The sequence below is a fragment of the uncultured Victivallis sp. genome (assembly GCA_944389935.1).
GTDB lineage: Bacteria > Verrucomicrobiota > Lentisphaeria > Victivallales > Victivallaceae > Victivallis.
The window spans coordinates 1-21587 of record CALXOE010000030.1; the positions used below are offsets into that span (position 1 = coordinate 1).

At 61.5% G+C, this 21587-nt stretch carries 17 protein-coding genes; 5 read left to right on the forward strand and 12 right to left on the reverse strand.

The features are described 5' to 3' along the window. The first annotated feature begins 108 nt into the window (after positions 1-108). The gene (locus tag Q0J85_RS09815) at positions 109-1266 is read left to right on the forward strand and encodes a helix-turn-helix domain-containing protein (RefSeq protein ID WP_294480936.1); all 1158 of its coding nucleotides are present in this window, start codon (positions 109-111) and stop codon (positions 1264-1266) included. A gap of 10 nt (positions 1267-1276) precedes the next feature. Here Q0J85_RS09815 and Q0J85_RS09820 read toward each other — a convergent pair whose 3' ends face one another. Further along, the gene (locus Q0J85_RS09820; protein WP_294480938.1) at positions 1277-2428 is read right to left on the reverse strand and encodes an FAD-dependent oxidoreductase; all 1152 of its coding nucleotides are present in this window, start codon (positions 2426-2428) and stop codon (positions 1277-1279) included. A 72-nt stretch (positions 2429-2500) separates the two neighbouring features. Between Q0J85_RS09820 and Q0J85_RS09825 the strand changes: the two genes are divergently transcribed. Then, positions 2501-4210 carry a TIGR01212 family radical SAM protein gene (locus Q0J85_RS09825; protein ID WP_294480940.1) on the forward strand — a complete coding sequence of 570 codons (1710 nt, stop codon included), beginning with the start codon at positions 2501-2503 and terminating at the stop codon, positions 4208-4210. A gap of 10 nt (positions 4211-4220) precedes the next feature. On the opposite strand, the gene queA is transcribed toward Q0J85_RS09825, so the two are convergent. From queA to Q0J85_RS09860, 7 genes are all read right to left on the reverse strand, one after another. Continuing rightward, positions 4221-5285: a tRNA preQ1(34) S-adenosylmethionine ribosyltransferase-isomerase QueA gene (queA, locus tag Q0J85_RS09830; RefSeq protein WP_294480941.1), complete on the reverse strand. Its 1065-nt coding sequence runs from the start codon at positions 5283-5285 to the stop codon at positions 4221-4223. Positions 5286-5297: 12 nt separating this feature from the next. Continuing rightward, the gene (locus Q0J85_RS09835; RefSeq protein ID WP_294480942.1) at positions 5298-6152 is read right to left on the reverse strand and encodes a rhomboid family intramembrane serine protease; all 855 of its coding nucleotides are present in this window, start codon (positions 6150-6152) and stop codon (positions 5298-5300) included. Positions 6153-6180: 28 nt separating this feature from the next. Next, positions 6181-7746, reverse strand: a complete 1566-nt coding sequence (locus Q0J85_RS09840; protein ID WP_294480943.1) for an alpha-isopropylmalate synthase regulatory domain-containing protein — start codon at positions 7744-7746, stop codon at positions 6181-6183. A 347-nt stretch (positions 7747-8093) separates the two neighbouring features. Beyond that, positions 8094-8762, reverse strand: a complete 669-nt coding sequence (tsaB, locus tag Q0J85_RS09845; protein ID WP_294480945.1) for a tRNA (adenosine(37)-N6)-threonylcarbamoyltransferase complex dimerization subunit type 1 TsaB — start codon at positions 8760-8762, stop codon at positions 8094-8096. Then, a complete protein-coding gene (lysA, locus tag Q0J85_RS09850) occupies positions 8759-9979 on the reverse strand; it encodes a diaminopimelate decarboxylase (RefSeq protein WP_294480947.1) in 1221 nt (406 codons plus the stop codon). The genes tsaB and lysA overlap by 4 nt, the downstream gene beginning before the upstream one ends. Positions 9980-10006: 27 nt before the next feature. After that, positions 10007-10357: a cupin domain-containing protein gene (locus tag Q0J85_RS09855; RefSeq protein ID WP_294480950.1), complete on the reverse strand. Its 351-nt coding sequence runs from the start codon at positions 10355-10357 to the stop codon at positions 10007-10009. Between the two features lie 17 nt (positions 10358-10374). Then, positions 10375-12456 carry a 2-hydroxyacyl-CoA dehydratase gene (locus Q0J85_RS09860; protein ID WP_294480951.1) on the reverse strand — a complete coding sequence of 694 codons (2082 nt, stop codon included), beginning with the start codon at positions 12454-12456 and terminating at the stop codon, positions 10375-10377. A gap of 228 nt (positions 12457-12684) precedes the next feature. On the opposite strand from Q0J85_RS09860, the gene Q0J85_RS09865 reads away from it, so the two are divergent. Further along, the gene (locus tag Q0J85_RS09865) at positions 12685-15813 is read left to right on the forward strand and encodes a DEAD/DEAH box helicase (protein ID WP_294480953.1); all 3129 of its coding nucleotides are present in this window, start codon (positions 12685-12687) and stop codon (positions 15811-15813) included. Positions 15814-15823: 10 nt separating this feature from the next. On the opposite strand, the gene xseA is transcribed toward Q0J85_RS09865, so the two are convergent. The 3 genes from xseA to Q0J85_RS09880 are packed head-to-tail and all read right to left on the reverse strand — an operon-like array spanning position 15824 to position 17981. Beyond that, positions 15824-17017, reverse strand: a complete 1194-nt coding sequence (gene xseA / locus Q0J85_RS09870) for an exodeoxyribonuclease VII large subunit (RefSeq protein WP_294480955.1) — start codon at positions 17015-17017, stop codon at positions 15824-15826. 11 nt (positions 17018-17028) lie between these two features. Beyond that, entirely contained in the window at positions 17029-17655 is a 627-nt protein-coding gene (locus Q0J85_RS09875; protein ID WP_294480956.1) for a site-2 protease family protein, read from the reverse strand. Continuing rightward, a complete protein-coding gene (locus tag Q0J85_RS09880) occupies positions 17652-17981 on the reverse strand; it encodes a hypothetical protein (RefSeq protein ID WP_294480957.1) in 330 nt (109 codons plus the stop codon). The genes Q0J85_RS09875 and Q0J85_RS09880 overlap by 4 nt, the downstream gene beginning before the upstream one ends. Positions 17982-18102: 121 nt before the next feature. Here Q0J85_RS09880 and Q0J85_RS09885 point away from each other — a divergent pair, with 121 nt between their 5' ends. Beyond that, positions 18103-19509: an MATE family efflux transporter gene (locus Q0J85_RS09885; protein ID WP_294480959.1), complete on the forward strand. Its 1407-nt coding sequence runs from the start codon at positions 18103-18105 to the stop codon at positions 19507-19509. Between the two features lie 25 nt (positions 19510-19534). Here the strand turns inward: Q0J85_RS09885 and Q0J85_RS09890 are convergent, their stop codons facing one another. After that, positions 19535-20656, reverse strand: a complete 1122-nt coding sequence (locus tag Q0J85_RS09890; RefSeq protein ID WP_294480961.1) for a uroporphyrinogen decarboxylase family protein — start codon at positions 20654-20656, stop codon at positions 19535-19537. Between the two features lie 136 nt (positions 20657-20792). On the opposite strand from Q0J85_RS09890, the gene Q0J85_RS09895 reads away from it, so the two are divergent. Next, the gene (locus Q0J85_RS09895) at positions 20793-21548 is read left to right on the forward strand and encodes an AraC family transcriptional regulator (protein ID WP_294480962.1); all 756 of its coding nucleotides are present in this window, start codon (positions 20793-20795) and stop codon (positions 21546-21548) included. The last annotated feature ends 39 nt before the right edge of the window (positions 21549-21587 follow it).

Sequence of the window (21587 nt, forward strand, 5' to 3'; positions counted from 1 at the left end):
TTTTTTGTTTTAAAAACACACCAATTTTACCATCTTTCTTGAAAATACCTGAAAAAAACAATATATTAACGCGAGATTTTTATATAATTTGCACAATCCGGTATTGCCATGAAACACATTCTCTGCGCCCTGATGGAACCGAACGAGGAGATTCTGAGACCGATTTACGAATATGGCCGGGAACACAACTGGCAGATCGAACGATGCGGCCGGCAGATTCCCGGCCACTGGTCGGGGGACGGGATCATTTCGGATTATCTGGAGCTGCCGGATTTTGCTGCGGTCATGGACTTCAAGTCGACTCCGACGGTGTCGCGACTGCTGCCGCCACGGGAAAACATCCGTACAATCCGCCCGGATACGCAGCAGATCGCCGGAATGATCGTCGACTATTTCATGGACAAGGGTTTTACGAGATTCGCGACCGCGGCATCGAAAATCTTCCCGGAAGATATCGACGGCAACCCCCGGGATGTGCTCATGGCCGTGCAGCATGAGCTTGAATCGCGTGGACTCCAGCTCTTCAGTTGTCTCTGGGAGGGATGGCTGCCGAGAGCCGACTGGAATGATTATCACAAACGCCGCAAGCTGCTGCGCCGTTTTTTTTCTGAAATCCCCCGCCCGTTCGCTCTCATTCTCTCGGCAAGCACGGTGCTGCCGATCATCTACCGGACGCTGGAGGAACTCGGATTGCGGGTTCCGGAAGAGGTCTCCGTACTCTGCAATACCGATGACTGGAACGTGACCGAAAACGCAATGGTGCCGACCTCCTACGTCAGCGGCGAATTTCCGGTGCTCGGCCGCAAACTCCCCGAACTCCTCGACCGGATGATGGCCGGCGAAAAGATCCCCGAGGAACCGATTTACGTGACTCCCTCCTCGATCATCTCCCGACGCAGCACCGATTCGCTGGCAGTGACCGACATCCGGCTCGCCAGAGCGGTCGGATTTTTCCTCCAGAACTATATGAATCTCATCGGGGTCGAGGACGCCGCCCGCGTTGCGGGCGTCTCCCGCGGGATGCTGATCCGGCTGTTTCAGCAGCATTTCGGCAAAGGCCCCCGCCGATTTCTGCAGGAGATCCGCATGAACCAGATCCGCTATCTGCTCGACGGTACGGAATTGCCGCTCTCGGAAATCGCCCACCGCACCGGATACGGCTCAGACATGGCGCTCTCTCTTGCGTTCAAACGTGAAACCGGCATGGCGCCGGGAGCTTACCGGATGCTCCGCCGCCACGCACCCCTGAAACGCGATCCGGAGTGAATGCAGCACCCTATGCCCGCTCCCGGACGGGGATGATCTGCGACTGGAGTTTCACCGCTTCGCGCAGGTCGCCGACCAGAATGCAGCCGATGAGGCGATTCGAGTCGTCATAGAACAGTTTCCTGAACGTCCCGGCGGCGGCATCCTGCGTGGTTTCGCTGCGCGCGCCCGCGAGTTTTCCGGCGGAAAAGAGCTTCACACCGAACACCGAGAGCCGGGCCGGATACGCCTGTGACACGAACGGCTGCTCCTCCCCGAGCAGATTGCGGGCGGCGACGCTCCCCATCGACCGCGCGGCGTCATAGAGCCCGTAGGAGGCCCCGGCGACTTCGGCGCAGTCTCCAGCCGCATAGATCTCCGCGACTCCCGTACGCAGGCAGCTGTCGGCCACGATCCCGCGGTTGCAGGGGATTCCCGCCGCAGCGGCCACTTCGATATTCGCGCGGACTCCCGCGGAAACCATGACCAGATCCGCCTCGCATGTCCCGTCCGCAAGCGTCACGCCGACGGCCCGGCCGTCCTTTCCGGCGACCTCTTTCACACTGCAGCCGAACCGCAACGTCAGATTGTCGATTCCGGCGAGTCTTTTCAGCACGACGCCGGCGGCCTCCTCGTCGAGGTTGCGCGGCAGCAGCAGCGACGAGCCCTCGATCACGGTGACCGTACAGCCGCGTTCGAGCAGGCTCTGCGCAAGCTCGAGTCCGAGCAGTCCGCCGCCGATGACTGCGGCCCGTTTCACCCCCGCGTCGAGCCGGGCGCGCAGTTTCTGCAGATCGGCATATTCGCGCAGGGACATCACTCCGTCGAGATCCATCCCGGGCACCGGCGGGTAGAAGCAGTGCGAACCGGTCGCAAGCAGCAGCCGGTCGTAATGCGCCGGAACCCCGGAGTCGAATGTGAGAGTTTTCGTTTTCGTATCGATCGCACAGAGTGTACGCCCGAGTTCGAGTCCGATCCGATTCTCCGCATAAAACGACGCCGGCTTGATGTAGAACTGCGCGTCGGCAAGCTCCTCCGCCGCCATCCGCGACAGCGCCGGACGCCGATACGGCGGAACCGCCTCCCGGCTGTAAATCGTAACTTCCGCTTCGTCCGAAAGGGAGCGGATATTTTTTGCCGCCTCGAATGCGGCGACGCCGCCGCCGATGATCGCAATTTTCATAAAAAACCTCCGTAACGCAGTTGCAATTCCAGTCTCATTCCTTTACATTACCGCGACAGGAACGGCAAGTCAATGAAAGAACTCCACTTTTTCAGCGATTATATCGCAAACAAGTACGGCGGGAAGCGCCATCGGATCGGCATCGACCTCGCGCTCGGCTGCCCGAATCGGCTCAACCGGTTCGGGCCCGGCTGCGTCTACTGCGCCGAGGACGGAAACCGCGCGCGTCATCTCATGCGCCATCTCGACCTCGCCGGGCAGGTCGAGGCGGGAATCCGGTTCGTGACCGACCGTTATGGTGCGACGGCCCCTTACATCGCCTATTTTCAGGCGTTCACCTCGACCTATGCGCCGGTGGAAACTTTGCGGAAACTTTATGGCGAAGTGCTTTCACTGGCGCCGTTCGCGGTGGTCATCGTCGGAACGCGCCCGGATGCGCTGCCCCCGGAAACGGTTGATTTTCTCGCGGAACTCGCGCGCAAATACGAGGTGTGGGTCGAACTCGGCGTCCAGAGTGCGCACGATTCGACGCTGGAATTGATCCGCCGCGGCCACAACTTCGCGGCAGTGGAGGATGCCGTACGGCGGCTCGATGCGGCCGGAATCCGGGTCGGCTGCCACATGATCGCGGGGCTGCCGGGGGAGGATCGTGCGATGTTTCTTGAATCCGCGCGCCGCATTGCACGACTTCCGTTCCGGGCAGTCAAGCTCCATCCGCTTTTAACGCTGAAAGGGACGCCGCTCGCGTCGCCCGATTTTCCGGTGAAACCCGCCGGACTCAACGAGTACGAGTACGCCGACTGGATCGGCGGATTCCTGCGCGAGCTGCCGGAAGAGTGGCTCATCATGCGCCTCACAGCCGAGGCGGAGCCGGAACGGATCATCACGCCGCGCTGGTGGATGTCCAAGAGCCGTTTTCTCGACTTCTTCCAGGAACAGTTCCGGAATCCCGCCCCGGACGGCGGGTTCGCGGGGGTCACGACCGGCGACGGGTCGCCGACGCTCTACCACCCCGGATTCCGTCAGCATTTTCATTCGCTCGCAGGAGCGGCGACCGAGGCGGAGCGGAAGTTCGTGCAGCCGTCCCGCCTGCGGGAACGGCTCGCCGACGGGAAACCGGTCCGCGTTCTCGACCTCGGGTTCGGGCTCGGAACGAACTGCTCTGCCGCGCTGCGCTGCGGGGGAAACTGCGAAATCGTCACGCTCGAAAATGATCTGCGTGTCCTCTCCGCGGCGCGGCGGCTCTATCCGGCGGGCAGTCTCGATTGCCGCCTTGTCGAAGCGCTCGCACAGACCGGGCGTTTCGCCGAAAACGGCAGCCGGGTCGAACTGCTCTGCGGCGACGCGCGCGATATGGTCACCCGGCTTGAACCGGGGAGTTTCGACGTGATCTTTCAGGACGGCTTTTCGCCGGACTGCAACCCGGAGCTGTGGAGCTATGATTTCGTGCGGCAGCTCGCGCGGTTGCTGAAGCACAACGGCGTGATCGTGAGTTACTGCAGCGCATTCCCTTATCGCGGCGCGCTTTTGCGGGCGGGACTCGCGGTCGGGGAGTCGGAACCGTTCGGCCGCAAGCGCGGCGGCACGGTCGCCGCGTTCGATCCGGCACTGCCGCCGCTGCCGCTCCCGGAGAAAGAGCGCGGCATCATCCTGCGCTCGACCGCCGGAACCGCCTATCGCGACCCGACGCTCGCAGGGAGCCGCGAGGAGCTCTTCCGCCGCCGCGAAGCCACCGTCGCCCGCCTCCGCCGCCACGGCGTCCCGAAATGGTTCAAGGCATAGGCTGAGAGACTCACTTCAGGAGCATGCAGTCGCCGTAGCTGTAAAAGCGCATCTTCTCGCGGATCGCGAGCTCGTATGCCGCAAGCACTTTCTCGCGGTCGCAGAAGCACGAAACCAGCATGAGCAGCGTGCTCTTCGGCAGATGAAAGTTCGTCAGCAGCAGATCCACCGCCCGGATCCGATAGGGCGGATAGAGGAAAATCTGAGTATTTCCGTGAGCAGGATGAACGATCCCATCCGGATCGGCACAGCTTTCAAGTGTCCGCACGGTCGTGGTGCCGACCGCGAGCACACGGTTGCCCGCCGCGTGGGTCGCGTTGATGAGCTCCGCCGTCCCGGGCGTGAGAAAATACTCCTCGGAGTGCATCTGATGCTCCTCGGCGTTTTCGACCGAGACCGGCTTGAACGTTCCGGGGCCGACGTGCAGCGTCACGGCCGCTTCCCGCACCCCCTTTGCCGCGAGGTCGGCGAGAATCTCCGGTGTAAAGTGGAGTCCGGCGGTCGGTGCGGCGACCGCCCCGGCCTTTTCGGCGTAGACGGTCTGGTAACGCTCGGAGTCGGCAGTCTCGTCGCCGCGCGTGATGTAAGGCGGCAACGGAATGTGACCGTAACGCGCCTGCAGCCGGTCGGAATCGGGCGTGTTGAATTCGATCCCGAACCCGCCGTCACCGCTGCGCCCGAGCACCGTGAAGCCGTCGCCGTTTTCGTTGAGCGTCCCGTCGCTCTCGAGCAACTGGGCAAAAACGCCGGGCAATGCCCGTTTGCCGGGCTTGAGCAGCACATTCCAGCGCCGCCGTTCCGGGTCGAGCGCCTGCACGAGCAGCAGCTCGAACTTCGCCCCCTGCGGATCGCCGTTCTTGCGCGCATACATGCGCCCGCGCAGAACGCGCGTATCGTTGTAGATGAGCGCGTCGCCGGGGGAAAGGTACTCCCGGATCGCCCCGAACGGATGGATTTCACACTCGCCGGTCACGCGGTCGAGCACGAGCATGCGCGACCCGTCCCGCCGCTCGGCGGGATGCTGGGCGATGAGTTCAGGAGGAAGATCGTAGTCGAAAAGCGAAGTGCTGAGCATGATCGAACCGCCCTATTTTCCGCCGCGCATCTCTTCGCGCGCCTGCCGCAGCCGCGCGAGCTCGTACTCGGAAAGACTGTTGATGCCGTAACGCGACACTTTGTCGAGCAGCGCATCGAGTTCGCGCGCACCGACCGGGCCGCCGCGCTGCGCCGCGTTCCCCGCCCCCCCGACGGGCGGCGGCTCCGGAGCTCCGCCGCGGAACTGCGGGCGCCAGGCCGCAGGCCTCCGCCGGAACGGATCCCACGCGAGGCGGTTTCCGTAAAGCAGCTTCATGTAAAGATATCCGCCGATCACGCCGCCGAGATGCGCGAGGTGGGCGATGCCGTCCTTGTTGTTGGCAAGCAGAAGCACCTCGAGGATCGTGTAGCAGACGACGAGCGTCCGCGTCTTCATCGGAATCGGCAGCGGAATGATGAAGAACTGCCGGTTCGGTTCAAGCAGTGCCGTCGCCACCATCACCGCAAACACCGCACCGGAGGCACCGAGCAGCCCGCCCGGCGAGTTCCAGTTCAAAACCAGATAAAGCAGATTCCCGGAGACCGCCCCGATCAGGTAGAGCCACAGAAACCGCCTGCCGCCGATGTGCGGTGCAACCAGCCCTCCGAACAGATAGAGTCCCCACATGTTGAAGAAAAGATGGAAAAATTCCAAATGCAGAAACCCCGCCGTGACGAGCTGATAAATCCGCCCGCTGCGGATTCCCTGCGGCGTGAGCAGCAACATCTCGGCAAGGCCCGGCAGAATGTTTCCCGCCAGAAACAGAACAACGTTGATGGCGATCAACACCATAATCATCCCCATCCCGGAGATGGCCTGCTCTCCGGGAGAGGAGCCGCGCATATAGCCTCGGTCGTATAAAGCCATGAAAAACGATTCCTTTCGTTGTTTCGGTTCAGAGTGTTCCGGCCGCGCTTTCGGCCGGATTTCCCGGCAGAAGCAGATTCAGCATCTTCTCCGTCGCGAAGATGGCCGCGACGATCTGATCCGGATCGATGCCGGTGGTCGTGACGTGTTTTCCCGGGAACGCCCAGGTGATCGTGGTCTCCACCAGAGCGTCGGTCTTGCCCCCCGGCGGGATGCGCACTTCGTAGTCAACCAGCTTCGGAAGCGTGAGGTTGAAAGTCTTCATGCACTTCCGCAGCGCCCGCATGAATGCGTCGTAACCGCCGTCGCCGGGGGAAGTCGCCTCGGCTTTCACGCCGTCCATCTCCACCGCGACACGCGCTTTCGGTGTGCCGCCGGAGCGGGTGCTGATTTCATAATCGACGACTTTCAACCGCGATTCCAGCGGGGAACTCAGGACCTCCGCGATGATGAACGGCAGGTCCGACGGGGAGACATTCTTCTTCTTGTCCCCGAGCCGGATCACCTCCTGAAGCACTTTCTGACGCACTTCGGGCGCGAGTTCGAGATTCATCGCCTCGAGGTTCTGGTCGATCGACGCCTTGCCGGAGAGCTTGCCGAGCGCATAGTTGCGCCGCCGCCCGAACCGCTCCGGCAAGAGCAGATTCGCGTAGAGGTTTCCCTTTTTGTCGCCATCGGCGTGGACGCCGCAGGTCTGCGTAAAGACGTCGGATCCGACCACCGGATAGTTCCACGCGCAACGCTTGCCGGAGATGCTCTGCACGAGTTCCGACGCATGCTGAAGCTCCATCTCGACCACCCGCACCCTGCGGTTGGTCATGTCGTTGATCGCGACCACGAGCTGGGCGAGCGCCTGATTGCCGGTCCGCTCGCCGAGTCCGTTGATCGTGGTGTGGATTCCGTTCACGCCCGCCCGGACCGCCGCGAGGCTGTTCGCCGTCACCATGCCGTAGTCGTTGTGCCCGTGAAAGTCGAGCCGCAGATCGGGAAATGCGCGGTAGAGCCACTCCAGATAGGTCGCCACCTCGGTCGGGTCGAGAATTCCGAGCGTGTCCGGCAGCATGATCCGCTCGACCGGCAGCCCCTGCAGCCGGGTCAGAAACTCGTGGACGTACGCGAAACTGTGGCGCATGCCGTTCGACCAGTCCTCCAGATAGACGTTGACCTTGATCCCCTGCTGTTCCGCATAATGGATCTCGTTGACGACATCCTCAAAGTGTTTGGCGGGCGATTTGCGCAGCTGAACGCGGCAGTGATTTTCAGAGCCTTTCGTCAGCAGATTGATGACCTTTCCGCCGGTTTCACGAATCCAGTCGATTGACCGGCCGCCGTCGACGAATCCGAGGATCTCCATCGATTCGAGGCAGCCGCGGTGCTCCGCCCATTTGAGGATCGTCGAAACCGCGTCCCGTTCGCCGTCGGATACGCGGGCGGAGCCGATTTCGAGCCGATCCACTTTCAACCGGTTCATGAACATCTTCGCGAGTTCGAGCTTCTCCGCGGGGGTGAACGCCACGCCCGGCGTCTGTTCGCCGTCGCGCAGTGTGGTATCCATGATCTCCACGTAATTGTCGGATTTATGTCTGGATTTCATCTGATTTCAACCTTGATTTTTCCTGTTTCCGTGTACAAAAAGACCATGCCGTGCGATTCCAATCCGGGGTGCGGCATGGTCTTTCTTCCATTTCTGCGGTTTTGCAACCTGTCTATCCGGCAGCTCCCGAACGCATTTTACGGGCCATCCCGGCGCACGCACCGGCATGACCCCGACTAATGCCGATCGGAATCAGTATGATCCGGTTTTTCGGTACCGGTCTGGCAAAACGCATCGGAACTCCCCCGCAAATAAAAAAATACGACAATGGAAATAAATTTCTTTACAATATACAATGTTTCCCGGAAAAATCAACCTCCGCCCGCACGGATTTTCTCCCGATCCGCTCAGGAGAATACGGCGGGGCGGATGTAGACCAGGTCCGCGAGCTTGTTGTCGAACGGCTTGTACTGCGCGAGCGCAAGCGCCTCGGGCTTGACCGAATCGAACGTTTCGATTTTCGCCGCGACTTCCGGCGCAAGCAGTTTCTCGAGCGCGGGCCGCTCCGCCTCGAGCGCGATCAGGTGATCGGCCGGGTAAGAGGCGAAGAACTCCGCCGCCTGCTCCGCGTTCAGCACCTTTTCCAGCCCGGTCGGAACCGGTTCCCCGTTGCGGATCTCCATCTCAAACAAAATCAGCTCGTGATTCCGCCCGTCGAAGAGTGCGCCGATGCGACTCCCCTCCGCCGGAGCGACGAGATTCGCCGCGAGCGCCACCGCGGTCGGCACGCACCGCGTTTCGATCCCCGCCTTGCCGAAAGTCCAGCCGTTCACGAGCGCCGCCGCGAGACGCATGCCGGTGAAACTCCCCGGCCCGGAGCCGACGCTCCACTTCGCGACTGAATTGAGCCCGATCCCCGCCTTGTTCAGTTCCGAGGCTGCCCAGGCCGCAAGCTGCGCCGAGTCCCGCCCCCGCATCGGCCGCGTGGCCGACAAAAGTATTTTCGTCCCGTCCAGCAGCGCAAAACCGGCCTCCCGTCCCGAGAGGTCGAGCGCCGCCGCAAAATTGCCGTTCATAACGATCTGCCCTCTTTCAGAATCTGGTCGCAGAGCTCCTCGGAGCTCAGCCGTCTCCGGACATAGACGACCTTTCCGCCGGAGACCACCACCTCCGCAGGCATCGCCCGGAGATTGTAGACACCGCCCATCGAATAACAGTACGCCCCGGCGTTCCGAATCGCGAGAATGTCGTATTCCCGGATCTCCGGCAGTTCACGCTGCTCGGCGAACCGGTCGCCCGTCTCGCAGATGTTGCCGCACACGTCGTAGACCTGCGGCTTCCCGTCCGGGTTGCTGAGATTCCACACCTCGTGGTACGCATCGTAAAGCACCGGCCGGATCAGCTGCGGGAAACCCGAATTGCATCCCGCGATCAGACGGCTGCGGTTGCGCTTGAGCGTATTGACCTCGGTCAGCAGATATCCCGCCTCGGCGAAGATGTATTTGCCCGGCTCGAACAGCATGTCGAGCTTGCGACCGTAACGTTCCGTGAACGCCTCGAACCGGCGCGTGATCTCCGCGCCCATCGCGACGTAATCGATCCGCGCCTCGCCCGGTTTGTACGGCACTTTGAAGCCGCCGCCGAAGTCGAGGAACTGGAGATCCGGGAAGTTCTCCGGCGTCGCGATCGCCATCAGATTCTCCATCGACTGGTAGACCGACTCCGTCCGCTGCAGGCCGCTGCCCGTGTGTTCGTGCAGGCCGATGACCTTCAGATTCCCCTCGCGGACGAGGCTCTTGACCTCCTCGACCGATTCGAGCAGGATTCCGAACTTGGTCAGATCGCCGCCCGTCATCGTCTTGGCGTTGTCGCCGTCACAGACGTCCGGATTGAAGCGCAGGCACAGCGACATGCCGGGGTGCGTCTTCGCGATCTTCCGCAACCGTGAGAGCGAACCGATGTTCATCACCACGCCGGTCGCGAGAACCTGCTCGAACTCCTCGTCGGTCATGTTGTTGGCCGTGTAGATGATCCGCTCTTTCGGGAATCCGAGCTTCAGAGCCATGATCACCTCGCCGGGACTGACCGTGTCGAGCCCCGCTCCCGCGTCGCGCAGCAACGCGAGCAGACCGGGGTTGTAATTCGCTTTCATCGCGCAGCAGATCTTCAGCCCCGGATACGGAATGAAACCGAAAAGATCCCGATACCGCGCAACAACCATGTCACCGTCATAAACGAACAGCGGCGTACCATATTCCCCCGCCAGCGCGAGAAGAAGTTCCCGATTCAGCATTTCAACGTCTCTCCCCGTCCGGTTCGTTCAGTAGGTGGAAATGACCGCAATGAGCTCAAGCGGCTCGTCGCTGATGCAGCGGATCGCGTGGCCGTCGCCGTTGCCGGTGAGGATCGTATCGCCCGGACCGAGTTCGACGACTTCACCATTGTCATCCGCTTCGGCGCGGCCGCTGATCACCACGAAAATCTCCTCCTCCGCATCGTGCGGATGGAAGCCGATCGAGCAGCCCGGATTCAGCGTCAGACGCGAAAACATCCGGTTTTTCGACCGCATCTCGGTTTTCGGAGCCCAGAACTCTTCGATTTTAACGGTTCCCCTGCCTCCGCGCATCTCCTCGCGGAACTCGACTTTGTACTCTCCGTTTCGGCGGATCATTTTTCACTCCTGTCAAATTACGATTTCAATGCACCGAAGATATTGCCGTACCGCTGTTCGTTCAGCGCTTCGATGTAGGCGGAGATCTTGGTTTCGGTGCTGCACGGGTCGATGGTCGGATCGACGCAGTCACCGTCGAGCACGAGCAGCGGAATCTCCGCCTTGTTCAGCTCCTCGCGCAGATGTTTCACAAACGAGCTGTCCGCCATCGAACAGCGGCCGAAACCGTGATTGTAGAGGATGCAGCCGTTGAAGTGAGCTTTCGGCGCCTGCTCGACGATCGTCTTCACACGCTGCGACGGCTCCATGAATCCCGTCGTCAGAATCTTCTTGGCGAGCGAACGGTACGGATCGGAGGCGTCCAGCGGTTCCCAGCCGATGTAGTTCACCTCTTCAAAGACGATCGGCGCGCGCCGGTTGATCTCGATGTAATCGAGCAGCGACGTGTCGTAGAACGGCGGCAGGTGCAGCCACAGCAGCCGGTGCGTATCCTCAAGTTTCACGGAGTCGCCGATCTCCTCGCGGATCTGCGTAAGCTCCTCAAAGAGTTTCTTCTGGATCTCGACGAGCTCCGGACGTCCCCAGAGCTGGCTGAAGATCGATGCGAAATAGATCGCCTGCGCGCCGCGGATCAGCGGCGGGCTGTTGAACCGCAGATCGTTCGCCAGCAGCGAGTAGTGACGCGCTTCGTTCGAAAGTTCGCACGCCTCGGCGAGCCGCTTCGGGTCGAGCTTCAGGTCCATCGCCTTTTCCATTAAATGCACGGCTCGGTCGATCTCCTCGGCGAGATGCTCGACCGCGAGCGTGTCATCCGCACCCGCCGCCGGCGTCTGCAGCGAAAAGAAGCGGTCCGACAGATCGTAGTTGCGCCCGAGATCGCGGAAGATCCGCTCCCCCTGCTGACACGGCTGCGAGGTCGAAACCCCGAACGCCGGGCGCGGCAGCTGCGACCCCTCGAGCACCCGCAGGAACGAGCAGGTCTCCCCCGAAAATCCCTTGCATGCCGCGTGGTCGAATGCGCGCTTGACCTTGTGACGGCTGCGGGCGAAGAGCGCCGCATAGGTTTCGAGCGTCAGGGAACGCACGCCAAGCGCATTCAGAATCTCGGTCGGGAAAAAGAGGTTGCGCCAGACGAGCGGCTCCTTGCCGTGACCGAGAAAATCCTTGCGGGTCGCTTTCGCGCGCAGATTGATCGATTCGAGATGGCGCTCCGGCGGCGGAAGTCCCCGCGTCACGTCGAGCTTGCCGCGCAGCGTGTGGAACTGCCGCGCGAGGCAGGCCGAGCCGAGCGCGCCCATCACGCCGTGGAGTTCCGGCGTGATGATGTTGTTGCCGGTGATCTCCTTGAGATAGTGCGCAACCGCCCGGTTGTAGGCGACGCCGCCCTGAAAGACGATGTCCCCCTTGTAGTTGAGAAAGAGCTCGCCGACGCCGGACATGATCGTGCGGGCCTGTGCGCGGCACGCCCCGCCGATGATATCGCCCATCGGAAACCGGTTCTTGAATTTGTTGATGCTGGTCGCCGAAAGCACCGCGCAGACACTCGAGAATTCGAGGTCGCTTCCGTAGTTCGCGCGGTCGGCCATCTCCTCGACCGGAACGTTGAGTTTGATTGCGACGCTGTCGAGAAACGCCCCGGTTCCGGCGGCGCAGATCCCGCTCATTTTGTAGTTCCACATGTGCATCTTGTCGTTGTAGACCATCGCCTTGCTGTCCTGGCCGCCGACGTCGAGAATCGCCTTGCAGTCGGGATAGTAGTGACGCGCGCCCGCGACGTGGGCGGTCACTTCGCTGACCTGAAAGTCGTAAGGCAGAAAGTCGTGCGTATCCTCGACGATCTGGCTGCCGGTCACGACCGTGCAGGTGATCTCTCCGAGCCCCTTGACGCCTGCATCCAGGAGGAATTTATCGACAGTCTGCCGCAGCTGACCGAAGTTGCACGCTCCGCACTTCGCGCATACGCCTGAGCAGCGAACCCGCCCGGTATCGACCGGCCGGGTCCGGCGGTAGAGAGCCTGACGAACCTGTCCTTTCTCGTTGAGCAGGACAGCCTTGAATGTAGTAGAACCGATATCGATTCCGAGATAGAGATTTCCCATAGAACCAAAAGTCCCGCCATTTGAATCACGGGGTGGCGCTCCCCGGGGTTGAACGTTAAAAATCATTTTGCTAATGATTACTATACACCACATTTGCAATTTTTTCCAACTTGACTGCGGAATAAACTGGAAAAACCGTGGAATGGCGTTATGTTAAATAATTCATGCTTCGCTTCGCAACGCGGAGAGACCGGAAATTCAGATACAGGCAGGGGAATTGGAAAGCCGATGAAGAAGAGCTTTGAGGAAAGATTGCAGGAGATCTCCGGCCCGGCCGAACTCAAGGCGGCCAAGGGGCTGCTGAAAAACGGCCGCCTCGCCGGAGCCTGGCGCGACCGCGACGGGAGGCTCTGTGGCCATTTTCATTTGAACGACGGAGGCGTCGACTGCCGGGTGCGGACCGGTGAGACGCCCTCCGCCGTCTGCTGCTGCGGTTCTCCCGCCGGAGGAAAGCTCTGTGAACATGCCGTTGCGCTCATTCTTTACGCCGGAAGATTCAATCTCGCCGGGAAAAAATGGGGCGAAGAGGAGGCCCCCTCCTATTACGGCGGACTTCGCCGCGAGAGTCTGCCGAAACTCGTCGAACGGGCCCGCAAGCCTCAGGCCGAACTTTCCATCGACGCGGTCTCCGCGTTTCCGCATGTCCCGAGCAAATGGGAGAACGCCGCGCTTGCCGTGAAACTCAAGGGCGCGGGCCGCGAATACATCGGCAACCTCAACAATCTGCGCCAGCTCTATTTCGACAAATCGCTGACCGTCACGCTGAAACTCGAATCCTTTTCGCTGCACGAACAGCAGATCATCCGCTTCCTCGCGATCAACGGCGAGGCGGAGAATTCGCAGATTCTGCTCAACTCCGAAATGACGGCCGAATTCTTCCACAGTCTCGTGAATTTTCCGCGCTTTACCCGCGACGGGCGTAAACTGCATGTGCGCGGCGAATTCGCCGAGGCGGTTCTCCTGGTCTCCGGGGTCGGCTCGAAAAGCACGATGTCGCCCGGAATCCGCGTGAACGGCGCGGCGCTGCCGACCGCGGGCGCGAAAGTCATCACCGGCCGCTCGGGCTGCTGGATCGGGCGCGAGGGAGAGTATTTCTTCGTCCCGGCGGTCTGCGAAATCAGCTGGCTGCGCAATTTCTTCCGTTCCGGCGTCCAGCCGCCGCCACAGGGAACTTCCGTCGAGGAGTTTCTCGCGGAGTTCCCGCTGCCGGTGATCCGGGTCGACGACTTCGAGCTCGAGACGCGCACTCCGGGCATTCTGCTCGACGGCGGGCTCTCCGCCACGGATGAATTTACGCTCTCGCTCCGCTATCTCTACGATGCCCAGGACGGCGGAAAACGGAGTGTGCCGCCGGAATCGGGCCGGCTTCTGTGCGAAAACGATCACTTCTGGCGACGCGACGAAAGCGGCGAACTCACATTCGAGAACGATCTGGCGATGTTCGGATTCACCCGGTCACAGGGAGATTACGTCATCACCGGGGCGGACCGGATCGGCATCTTCCTCGACCGCGCGCTGCCGGAGTATCTCGCGATCCACGACAATCTCGCGCTGTCGGGTCGGCTCGCGGGGCAGCTGCGCGGCAACGCCGGGCTGCCGGAACTCGAATTCTCCTGCCGCATGACCGCGAAACTCGCGGACGGATGGGCGATCGAATACACGCTCACCGGAGCGGGAGTCCCGGCCGACTGGAAGAGCTGCCTCGAGGCGGCGAAGTCCGGCACCGGATTTCTCGCGCTCCCCGGCGCGGGGATGGTGAAACTTTCTCCGGCCCTGATGCGCTTCTTTCCGGCGGCGGGCGGGGCGATCCGCAAGCTCGATCCGATCGGCCGCACGTTTGAGGTCGCCTCGTTCGCGGCGGAGTATTTCACGTTTCTCGTGCGCGACATCCCCGGCGCGGTGGTGCCGGAACTCGCGGGCGGCGGCATCGATGACGCCTCAACGGGGTACGATCTCACCCCGGACTTCCGGTTCGAGGGGACGCTGCGCAAATACCAGGAGGAGGGCGTCCGCTTCCTGCAGTACATGACCGACCGCAATTACAACGTCATCCTCGCGGATGAGATGGGGCTCGGCAAAACCGTACAGCTGCTCGCGCTGCTCGCATCGCGAAAGAAACGCGGCATGGCTCCGGCGCTCATCGTCTGTCCCGCGTCGCTGATCGACAACTGGGCGCGCGAGGCGGCCCGGTTCGTCCCGGAGTTCAAGGTCGCCTCTCCGCACGACGGGGCCGAACGTGACGTGCTCTGGAAGTCGCTGCCGGAGTACGATCTGGTGATTCTCTCCTACGCGGCCGCGCGGCTTTCAGGGACAAAACTCAAACATTACAGTTTCAGCTTCGTCGTACTCGACGAGGCGCAGCACATCAAGAATCCGGGCTCGTCGAATGCAAAGAACTGCAAGAGCATCGACGGCGCCCACCGCATCGTGCTGACCGGCACGCCGCTCGAGAATTCGCCCGAGGATCTCTGGAGCATCTTCGACTTTCTGCAGCCGGGCATGCTCGGAAGTCTCTCCGGGTTTCGCAAATATTACGCCGGCATCAAGGATGATCCGCAGCTGCAGCGCGATCTCGCCGCCCGCATCGCGCCTTTTGTCAAGCGGCGCACGAAAGCGATGGTCACGCCGGATCTGCCTCCGAAACTCGAGCGGACCATCTACTGCGAGATGGAACCCGATCAGCGGGAGCTCTACAACGCCGTGCTCGAAGAGGGCCGCCGAAAGCTCCGCGCGTTCAAAAAGGACGACGCGCACGGCAATGCCGCGATCTTCAGCACGCTGCTGCGGCTGCGGCAGATCTGCTGCCATCCGGCGCTGCTCCCCGACGGCGAGGGGAACGGCGTCTCCTCCGCGAAGATGGAGCTGCTGCTCGAACTGCTGCACGAGCATTTCGACAGCAACCACAAGGTTCTGCTCTTCAGCCAGTTCACAAGCCTGCTCGCGCTCGCGATCCCGGAACTCGAGAAGAACGGCATTCCGTTCGAGTACCTCGATGGCGGCACCCGGAATCGGCAGCAGCACGTCGACCACTTCAACAACGATCCCTCGATTCCGCTCTTTCTGCTGAGTCTGAAAGCGGGGGGCACCGGGTTGAATCTGACCAGTGCCGACACGGTCATCATCTACGATCCGTGGTGGAATCCCGCCGTCGAACTTCAGGCCGCCGACCGGACTCACCGCATCGGTCAGACCCGCCCGGTGAGCAGTCTCAAGCTCGTCGTGCGTGATTCGATCGAAGAGAAGATCCTCGAACTGCAGAGCCGCAAGCGGGAGATCTTCGACTCGGTCGTCGATTCTCCGGAAGCCGCTGCCGGCGCTCTCTCGATCGAGGAGCTCCGTTTCCTGCTCGACGCCTGAAGCGCAGCACTCACTCGGTTACGACGCGCAGATTTCCGTCCGCAAGCTGTGCGGTGAGGCGGGTCCCGGCCGGAACGTTCCGGGCGCTCGTGACCGGTTTTCCCGCGTTGTCGTCGAAGAGAATCGCATAACCGCGTTCGAGCTGCCGCCGCGGATCGAGCGCCGTAAGCGTGCTCTCAAGCCGTTCGAGCCGGGAACGCTGCTGCGTGTGAAACCGTTCGGCAGCCGTTCCGAGCCGCGTGTCGAGTTCATCGAGCTGCTGGCGGCGCATCTGCACAAGATGCACCGGTTCGCGGAAGACGAAACTCCCGGCCGCGCGCTCGAGTCGCGCTTTCGCCTGATTCAACGCAGCGTCGAGCGCATAACGCATATCTTTTTCACTGCGTTCGAGTTCGCGCACCATCTCCTCGCGGCGGCCGATGACGAGCTCCGCCGCCGCCGACGGAGTCGGCACGCGCAGATCGGCCGCAAAGTCGCAGATCGAGAAGTCGATCTCATGGCCGACCGCGCTCACGACCGGAATCCGGCTCGCGGCGACTGCGCGCGCGAGCAGTTCCTCGTTGAAAGGCCAGAGGTCCTCCATGCTGCCGCCGCCGCGCGTGACCACGATCACATCCGCACCGCCGGTCCGGTTGAAGAACTCCACTCCACGCGCGACCTGCGCGGCGGCGCCCGCCCCCTGCACCGCGCACGGATAGATCCGGATGTTCACATTCGGGAAACGGCGGTTGATGATCTGCAGAAAGTCGCGGATCGCCGCCCCGGTCGGGCTGGTCACGACTCCGATCCGTTCCGGCAGTTTCGGGATCGGCCGCTTGCGCTGCGGGTCGAAGAGCCCCTCGGCGGCGAGTTTTCGTTTGAGCTCCTCGAACCGTTTCTGGAGCTCGCCGATCCCGGCGCGGCGCAGCTGCCGGATCCCGAACTGGTACTCTCCGCGCACCTCGTAGACCGAGAGGTTGCCGAACGCCTCGATCAGCGTGCCGTTCGCGATGCCGAGCCGGGAGCAGGTTGCCGCCCCGTTGAAATAGACCGCCTTGATCTGGCTCTTCGCGTCCTTCATCGTGAAGTAGGCGTGGCCGGAGCGGTGCAGCGTGAGTGACCCGACCTCACCGGCCATCCAGAACGGAAGCAGCGCTCCCTCGACGATCTCGCGCACCGCGCGGTTCACGTCCGACACACTCCAGACCTGCTGCTGATTCTCCATGATGCTCCCCCTCACCCGAACACCAGAGAGAGACCGGCCATCAGATACGCCGTCATCACCGCGCCGATCTTCCAGAGAATTCCGAATGCGAAAAAGACCAGAAAGAACAGAATGAAGAAGATCCCTTTCATCCATTCGGAACTCAAGTCGCCGATGCGCGGCACGAAACTGCGCAGAATCGTCCAGCCGTCCAGTCCCGGAATCGGCAGCAGATTCAACAGAAAGAGGACGATGTTGAGCAGACTTCCGAGCCAGAGCATATCTATAGCGAATTCGTTGTTCGTGAACTTCGCCGCCCCGAAACAGAGCACGCCGAAGATGAGGAAGAGCCCGAAGTTCGTCGCGGGTCCCGCGAATGCCACAAGCGCATCGCTGTGCCGGTGGCGCATCAGATACGGGCGCACGGGGACCGCTCCCCAGGCGATCCCCGCCACCGCGAGCATGATGAGCGAAAACAGTCCCATCTGCTTGAGCGGGTTCAATGTGAGATGCCCCATATCCGCCGCCGTCGAATCCCCCTGTTTCAGCGCGACGTATGCGTGCATGAACTCGTGGCAGCAGATCGAAAAGACTATAAACACCAGCCAGGTGAAGAAAAATTGCGGATCACGAAACAGATTATTGATAAAGAGATTCATTTCTCCTCCATTCCCAGGTTGACCGGCCAGAACTGAAACGCCGGAGTTTCATACGGATGCGCCGTTCGCAGCGCGGCGAGAACGGCGTCGAGACAGTCGGCCGCGACCACCATTTCGAGCTTGTTCTCCGGCACGCGCTCGACCTCTCCCTCGCGGCCGAGGAACGGCGAACTGCCGGGCTGCGGCCGGAACTGGCCGACGCCCGGGCACTCCCAGATGCAGGAGTCGTAATTTCCGATCCTCCCGGCGCCCGCCGCCGCGAGAGCCGCTTTCACTTTCCCGGCATAATCGACCGGCACATACAGTTCAAGTTTGAAATATTCCATCGTAAAAAAGAATATAACCGCTCCGGCCCGTTAAATCAATCGAAAGAACGGTTTTTCCGCTTGCTTTCCGGAAAAAGCAGACTATGTTACCTCTCCTGCATCCATTTGATGGGAGTTTGATATGGAACTGTTCGGAATCAGAAAAGCATTCAACCGCCGGAATTTCATCGGCCGCGGCGGCTATCTTGAAATCTGCCGGATCGCTTATCCGCTGATTTTCATGACGGCGAGCAACAGCATCATGCAGTTTGTCGACCGTTGGTTTCTGGCGCACAATTCGACGCTCGACGTGGCGGCGGCGATTCCGGGAGGAATCCTCTATTTCACGCTCTTCTGCTTCTTCATGGTGACCTGCAACTTCACCTCCGCGATGGTTGCGCAGTATCACGGCGCAAACGACCGGACCAATCTGCTGCGCGCGGTCTGGGCGGGGCAGACGGTTTCGCTTGTGGCGGGATTGTTCATCACATTCGTAATTCCGGTGATCGGCCTGGCGATCCTCCGCAACACCGACCACGATCCGGAAATCGTCGGGCGGGAGATCGACTACTTCACCTCTCTGCTGCCGAGCGGGGTCTTCGTCTGCATTGCGGCGCCGTTCTATGCGTTTTTCTCGGGGCAGGGGCGGACGCTGCCGGTCGCGCTCATCAACATCGGCGGCTGTCTGCTGAACGTGCCATTGAACTGGATGTTCATCTTCGGCCACTGCGGACTTCCGCCGCTCGGAATCTACGGTGCGGGACTCGCGTCGAGCATCTGCGCAGCCGCGAGCGCGGCGGCGGTTATCGTCTACTTCTTCTGCCAGAACCAGCGGAAAATCCCGACCCGGAAGCGGTGGGAGTTCCACCCGGATCTCGTGCTCAAACTCTTCCGTTTCGGGATTCCGGCGGGATTCCAGACGCTCGTCGACACGGGAGCTTTCACGCTTCTGACGTTCCTCGTCGGCAGCCTCGGGGCGGTGGCGCTCGCGGCCAGCGGAATCGCACTCTCGATCAACAACCTCTTTTTCCTGCCGCTGACCGGACTGGCGGATTCGACCGCGATCGTGACCGGGCAGTACATCGGCCGAAAACGGCAGGGCATCGCGGAGAAAGCGGTCTACCGCGCGTGGCGGATCGCGGCGCTCTATGCGCTCTTCGGACTGGCGATCTACCTCTGCTTCCCGGGGGCGCTCGCCTCTTTCTTTGCGCCGGGAGGGGATTCGGCCGTCGATTTCGCCGAAGTCACGAAAATCTGCACGGGGGTACTGACCGCGGCGGCAATGTTCAACGCCTGCGACAGCATCAAATTCATCTTCATGGGGGGATTGCGCGGCGCGGGGGACACGCTCGCGATTTTCCTGCTGAACAGCCTCACGGCGTGGGGAATTCTTGTGCCGGGCATGTTCATCCTGACCAGAGTGTATCCGGTGTCGATCTACGTTGTGTGGGGATTTGTGGCGGTCTGCGGCCTGATCGACGCGATGGTCTTTCTCTGGCGCTTCAGCTCCGGAAAGTGGCGGAAGATCAGGATGATCGAACACGCCTGAACTTCCGCCCCCGCCCGGGCAGCGGTTACTTCATCCCGAACATCTTCTGCTTGAGGTCGAGATAGTAGAGATAGTCGTCCGGGGAGACGTTCGGCGGGCAGCGGTGGTCGCAGAACGGGATGTAGCCGCCGCGCTCGACGTAGGGAACGAGCGTCTCGAGGTAACGCCGGATCGCCTCGCGTCCCGCGCCGAGCTGGATCTTGTCCACGCCGCCCATGATCCGCAGCACGCCCGGGTAGCGGTCGAGCAGTTCCCCCGGATGGGCACACCCCATCACCTCGAACGGGAAGAGGCAGTTGATCCCTCCCTCGAGGAAATAGGGCAGCAGCGGCCGCACGTCGCCGTCGCAGTCGGTGTACCAGAGGTCGATCCCGTAAGAATCGAGCTTGCGCCGGATCCGCTTGTAGCGCGGCATGACCACACTCCGGAAGAAATCGACCGAGACGATCGGCCCGTTCTTGAAGCAGATATCCTCCCAGCCCGACGCATAATCGAAATCGAAATGCGGCAGCACCCGGTCGAGAAAATCCTCCACAAGCACGCAGCAGGTCTCGACCATGTCCTCGACCATATCGGGATAATCGTAGACAGCATAGGCGAGTCCCTCGAACGTCAGCATGTCGCGAATGCGGCCGATCATCGAACCGCACCAGACACCGAGCGGATAATCGCGGTCGGCGGGATGGGCCGCTTTGAACGCCTCGATGTCCGGAATGCGCGCCGGATCGTCGCGCCGGAACCGCTCCTCCTTGCATCGTTTCCAGTCGTCCGGGGTTACGATGCTCGATTTCAGGTAGTGCGGAATCGTGTCGTGACCGTCGGCGGGAACCTCGGCGAGCAGTCCGTCGGAGTTGATGATGATGTTCATTCCGTCGCGCTGTTCGACCACCCGGGCTTCAAACGGCGGTGACATCCAGGTATTGCCGCCGATCTTCTCGATCCGGTCGAAGCTGAAGAAGAGATCCGCCTCCTCGTTGTTGTGAATGCCGTTCTCCGCGAACAGCGGCCAGAGCGTGAAGTTCTCGTTCCAGTAACCGAACTCCATGTTGAAACTCCGGTCGACGCTCTGGAAGTGCATCTGACGTCGGAAACGTTCCCGGCCGGTCATCGTCCCCGGCCACGGCGGCAGCAGCGGTTGGATCGCCATTTTCCCACCTTTCCTCTTGAATTGATGTGCGATATGGATTATTATACTATAAAAAAATCCATTTGCAATGGTTGAAAGTATTGTAGACATGCACGATTGTAATGTTTCCACAGGGAGTGAGTCCCGGATTCATTTCGTGAATTACCGTTCCCTCGAGGAGATCGATTGCCCGGTCTGGGGGCCGCGGCGGCTCTCCGATTTCGAGATGATTCTGTCGCTGCGCGGCGAGTTCGAGTTCGTGAATTGCGAAACGGGCGAACAGGTGCGGCAGCATCCGGGGGAGATTCTGACGATCCGCCCCGGCGAAGAACATGTCTACCGGCTGATCGGCGACCCGGCGGGGGCGTTTTTCAGCTGCATCCACATCGATCCGGGGGCGGGAGCGGAAGTTCCGCCGCGACTCGTCGCATTCCCGCCCGATCAGGCGATGCCGGAGCTGTTCCGGCGCGCCGACCGGCTCTTCCATCATGCCGGACGGCGCGGTGAAGCGCTGCTCTCGGCGCTCGGCCGGGTGATCTGGCTCTATCTCTTCGAGCCGTCGCGCGGGGTCGGGGGAGACGGGAGGTTCGATTCGATGATCGATTTTCTCGAACGGCATCTGACGGAACATCCGACCCGGCTCGATCTCGCCCGGGAATTCCATCTGACGCCGCAGCGGATCAACGCGCTCTTCAAGGCGCAGCTCGGCATCTCCCCCGGGGAATACGTACACAGGGAACTCGCCGAGCGCGGGTATACGCTGCTGCACGACGAACAGCTCAGCGTCAAGGAGGCGGCGGACCGGCTCGGATTTTCGACACCGTTCTATTTCTCCCGGGTGTTCCGGAATGTTTTCGGCGTTCCACCGTCGGCAGTCAGGGGGAATTCCGCCGGATATATAACGGGGAAGTAACGGATTGTTCCGTCACTTCCCCTCAAAACCGGCGTTTTT

Coding starts and splice junctions, on each gene's coding strand:
- queA (WP_294480941.1), bottom strand. CDS start 5,285: ATGCTCAGCACTTCGCTTTTCGACTACGATCTTCCTCCTGAACTCATC.
- Q0J85_RS09820 (WP_294480938.1), bottom strand. CDS start 2,428: ATGAAAATTGCGATCATCGGCGGCGGCGTCGCCGCATTCGAGGCGGCA.
- Q0J85_RS09815 (WP_294480936.1), top strand. CDS start 109: ATGAAACACATTCTCTGCGCCCTGATGGAACCGAACGAGGAGATTCTG.
- Q0J85_RS09880 (WP_294480957.1), bottom strand. CDS start 17,981: ATGGAATATTTCAAACTTGAACTGTATGTGCCGGTCGATTATGCCGGG.
- Q0J85_RS09855 (WP_294480950.1), bottom strand. CDS start 10,357: ATGATCCGCCGAAACGGAGAGTACAAAGTCGAGTTCCGCGAGGAGATG.
- xseA (WP_294480955.1), bottom strand. CDS start 17,017: ATGGAGAATCAGCAGCAGGTCTGGAGTGTGTCGGACGTGAACCGCGCG.
- Q0J85_RS09885 (WP_294480959.1), top strand. CDS start 18,103: ATGGAACTGTTCGGAATCAGAAAAGCATTCAACCGCCGGAATTTCATC.
- tsaB (WP_294480945.1), bottom strand. CDS start 8,762: ATGAACGGCAATTTTGCGGCGGCGCTCGACCTCTCGGGACGGGAGGCC.
- Q0J85_RS09840 (WP_294480943.1), bottom strand. CDS start 7,746: ATGAAATCCAGACATAAATCCGACAATTACGTGGAGATCATGGATACC.
- Q0J85_RS09865 (WP_294480953.1), top strand. CDS start 12,685: ATGAAGAAGAGCTTTGAGGAAAGATTGCAGGAGATCTCCGGCCCGGCC.
- Q0J85_RS09835 (WP_294480942.1), bottom strand. CDS start 6,152: ATGGCTTTATACGACCGAGGCTATATGCGCGGCTCCTCTCCCGGAGAG.
- lysA (WP_294480947.1), bottom strand. CDS start 9,979: ATGCTGAATCGGGAACTTCTTCTCGCGCTGGCGGGGGAATATGGTACG.
- Q0J85_RS09890 (WP_294480961.1), bottom strand. CDS start 20,656: ATGGCGATCCAACCGCTGCTGCCGCCGTGGCCGGGGACGATGACCGGC.
- Q0J85_RS09860 (WP_294480951.1), bottom strand. CDS start 12,456: ATGGGAAATCTCTATCTCGGAATCGATATCGGTTCTACTACATTCAAG.
- Q0J85_RS09825 (WP_294480940.1), top strand. CDS start 2,501: ATGAAAGAACTCCACTTTTTCAGCGATTATATCGCAAACAAGTACGGC.
- Q0J85_RS09875 (WP_294480956.1), bottom strand. CDS start 17,655: ATGAATCTCTTTATCAATAATCTGTTTCGTGATCCGCAATTTTTCTTC.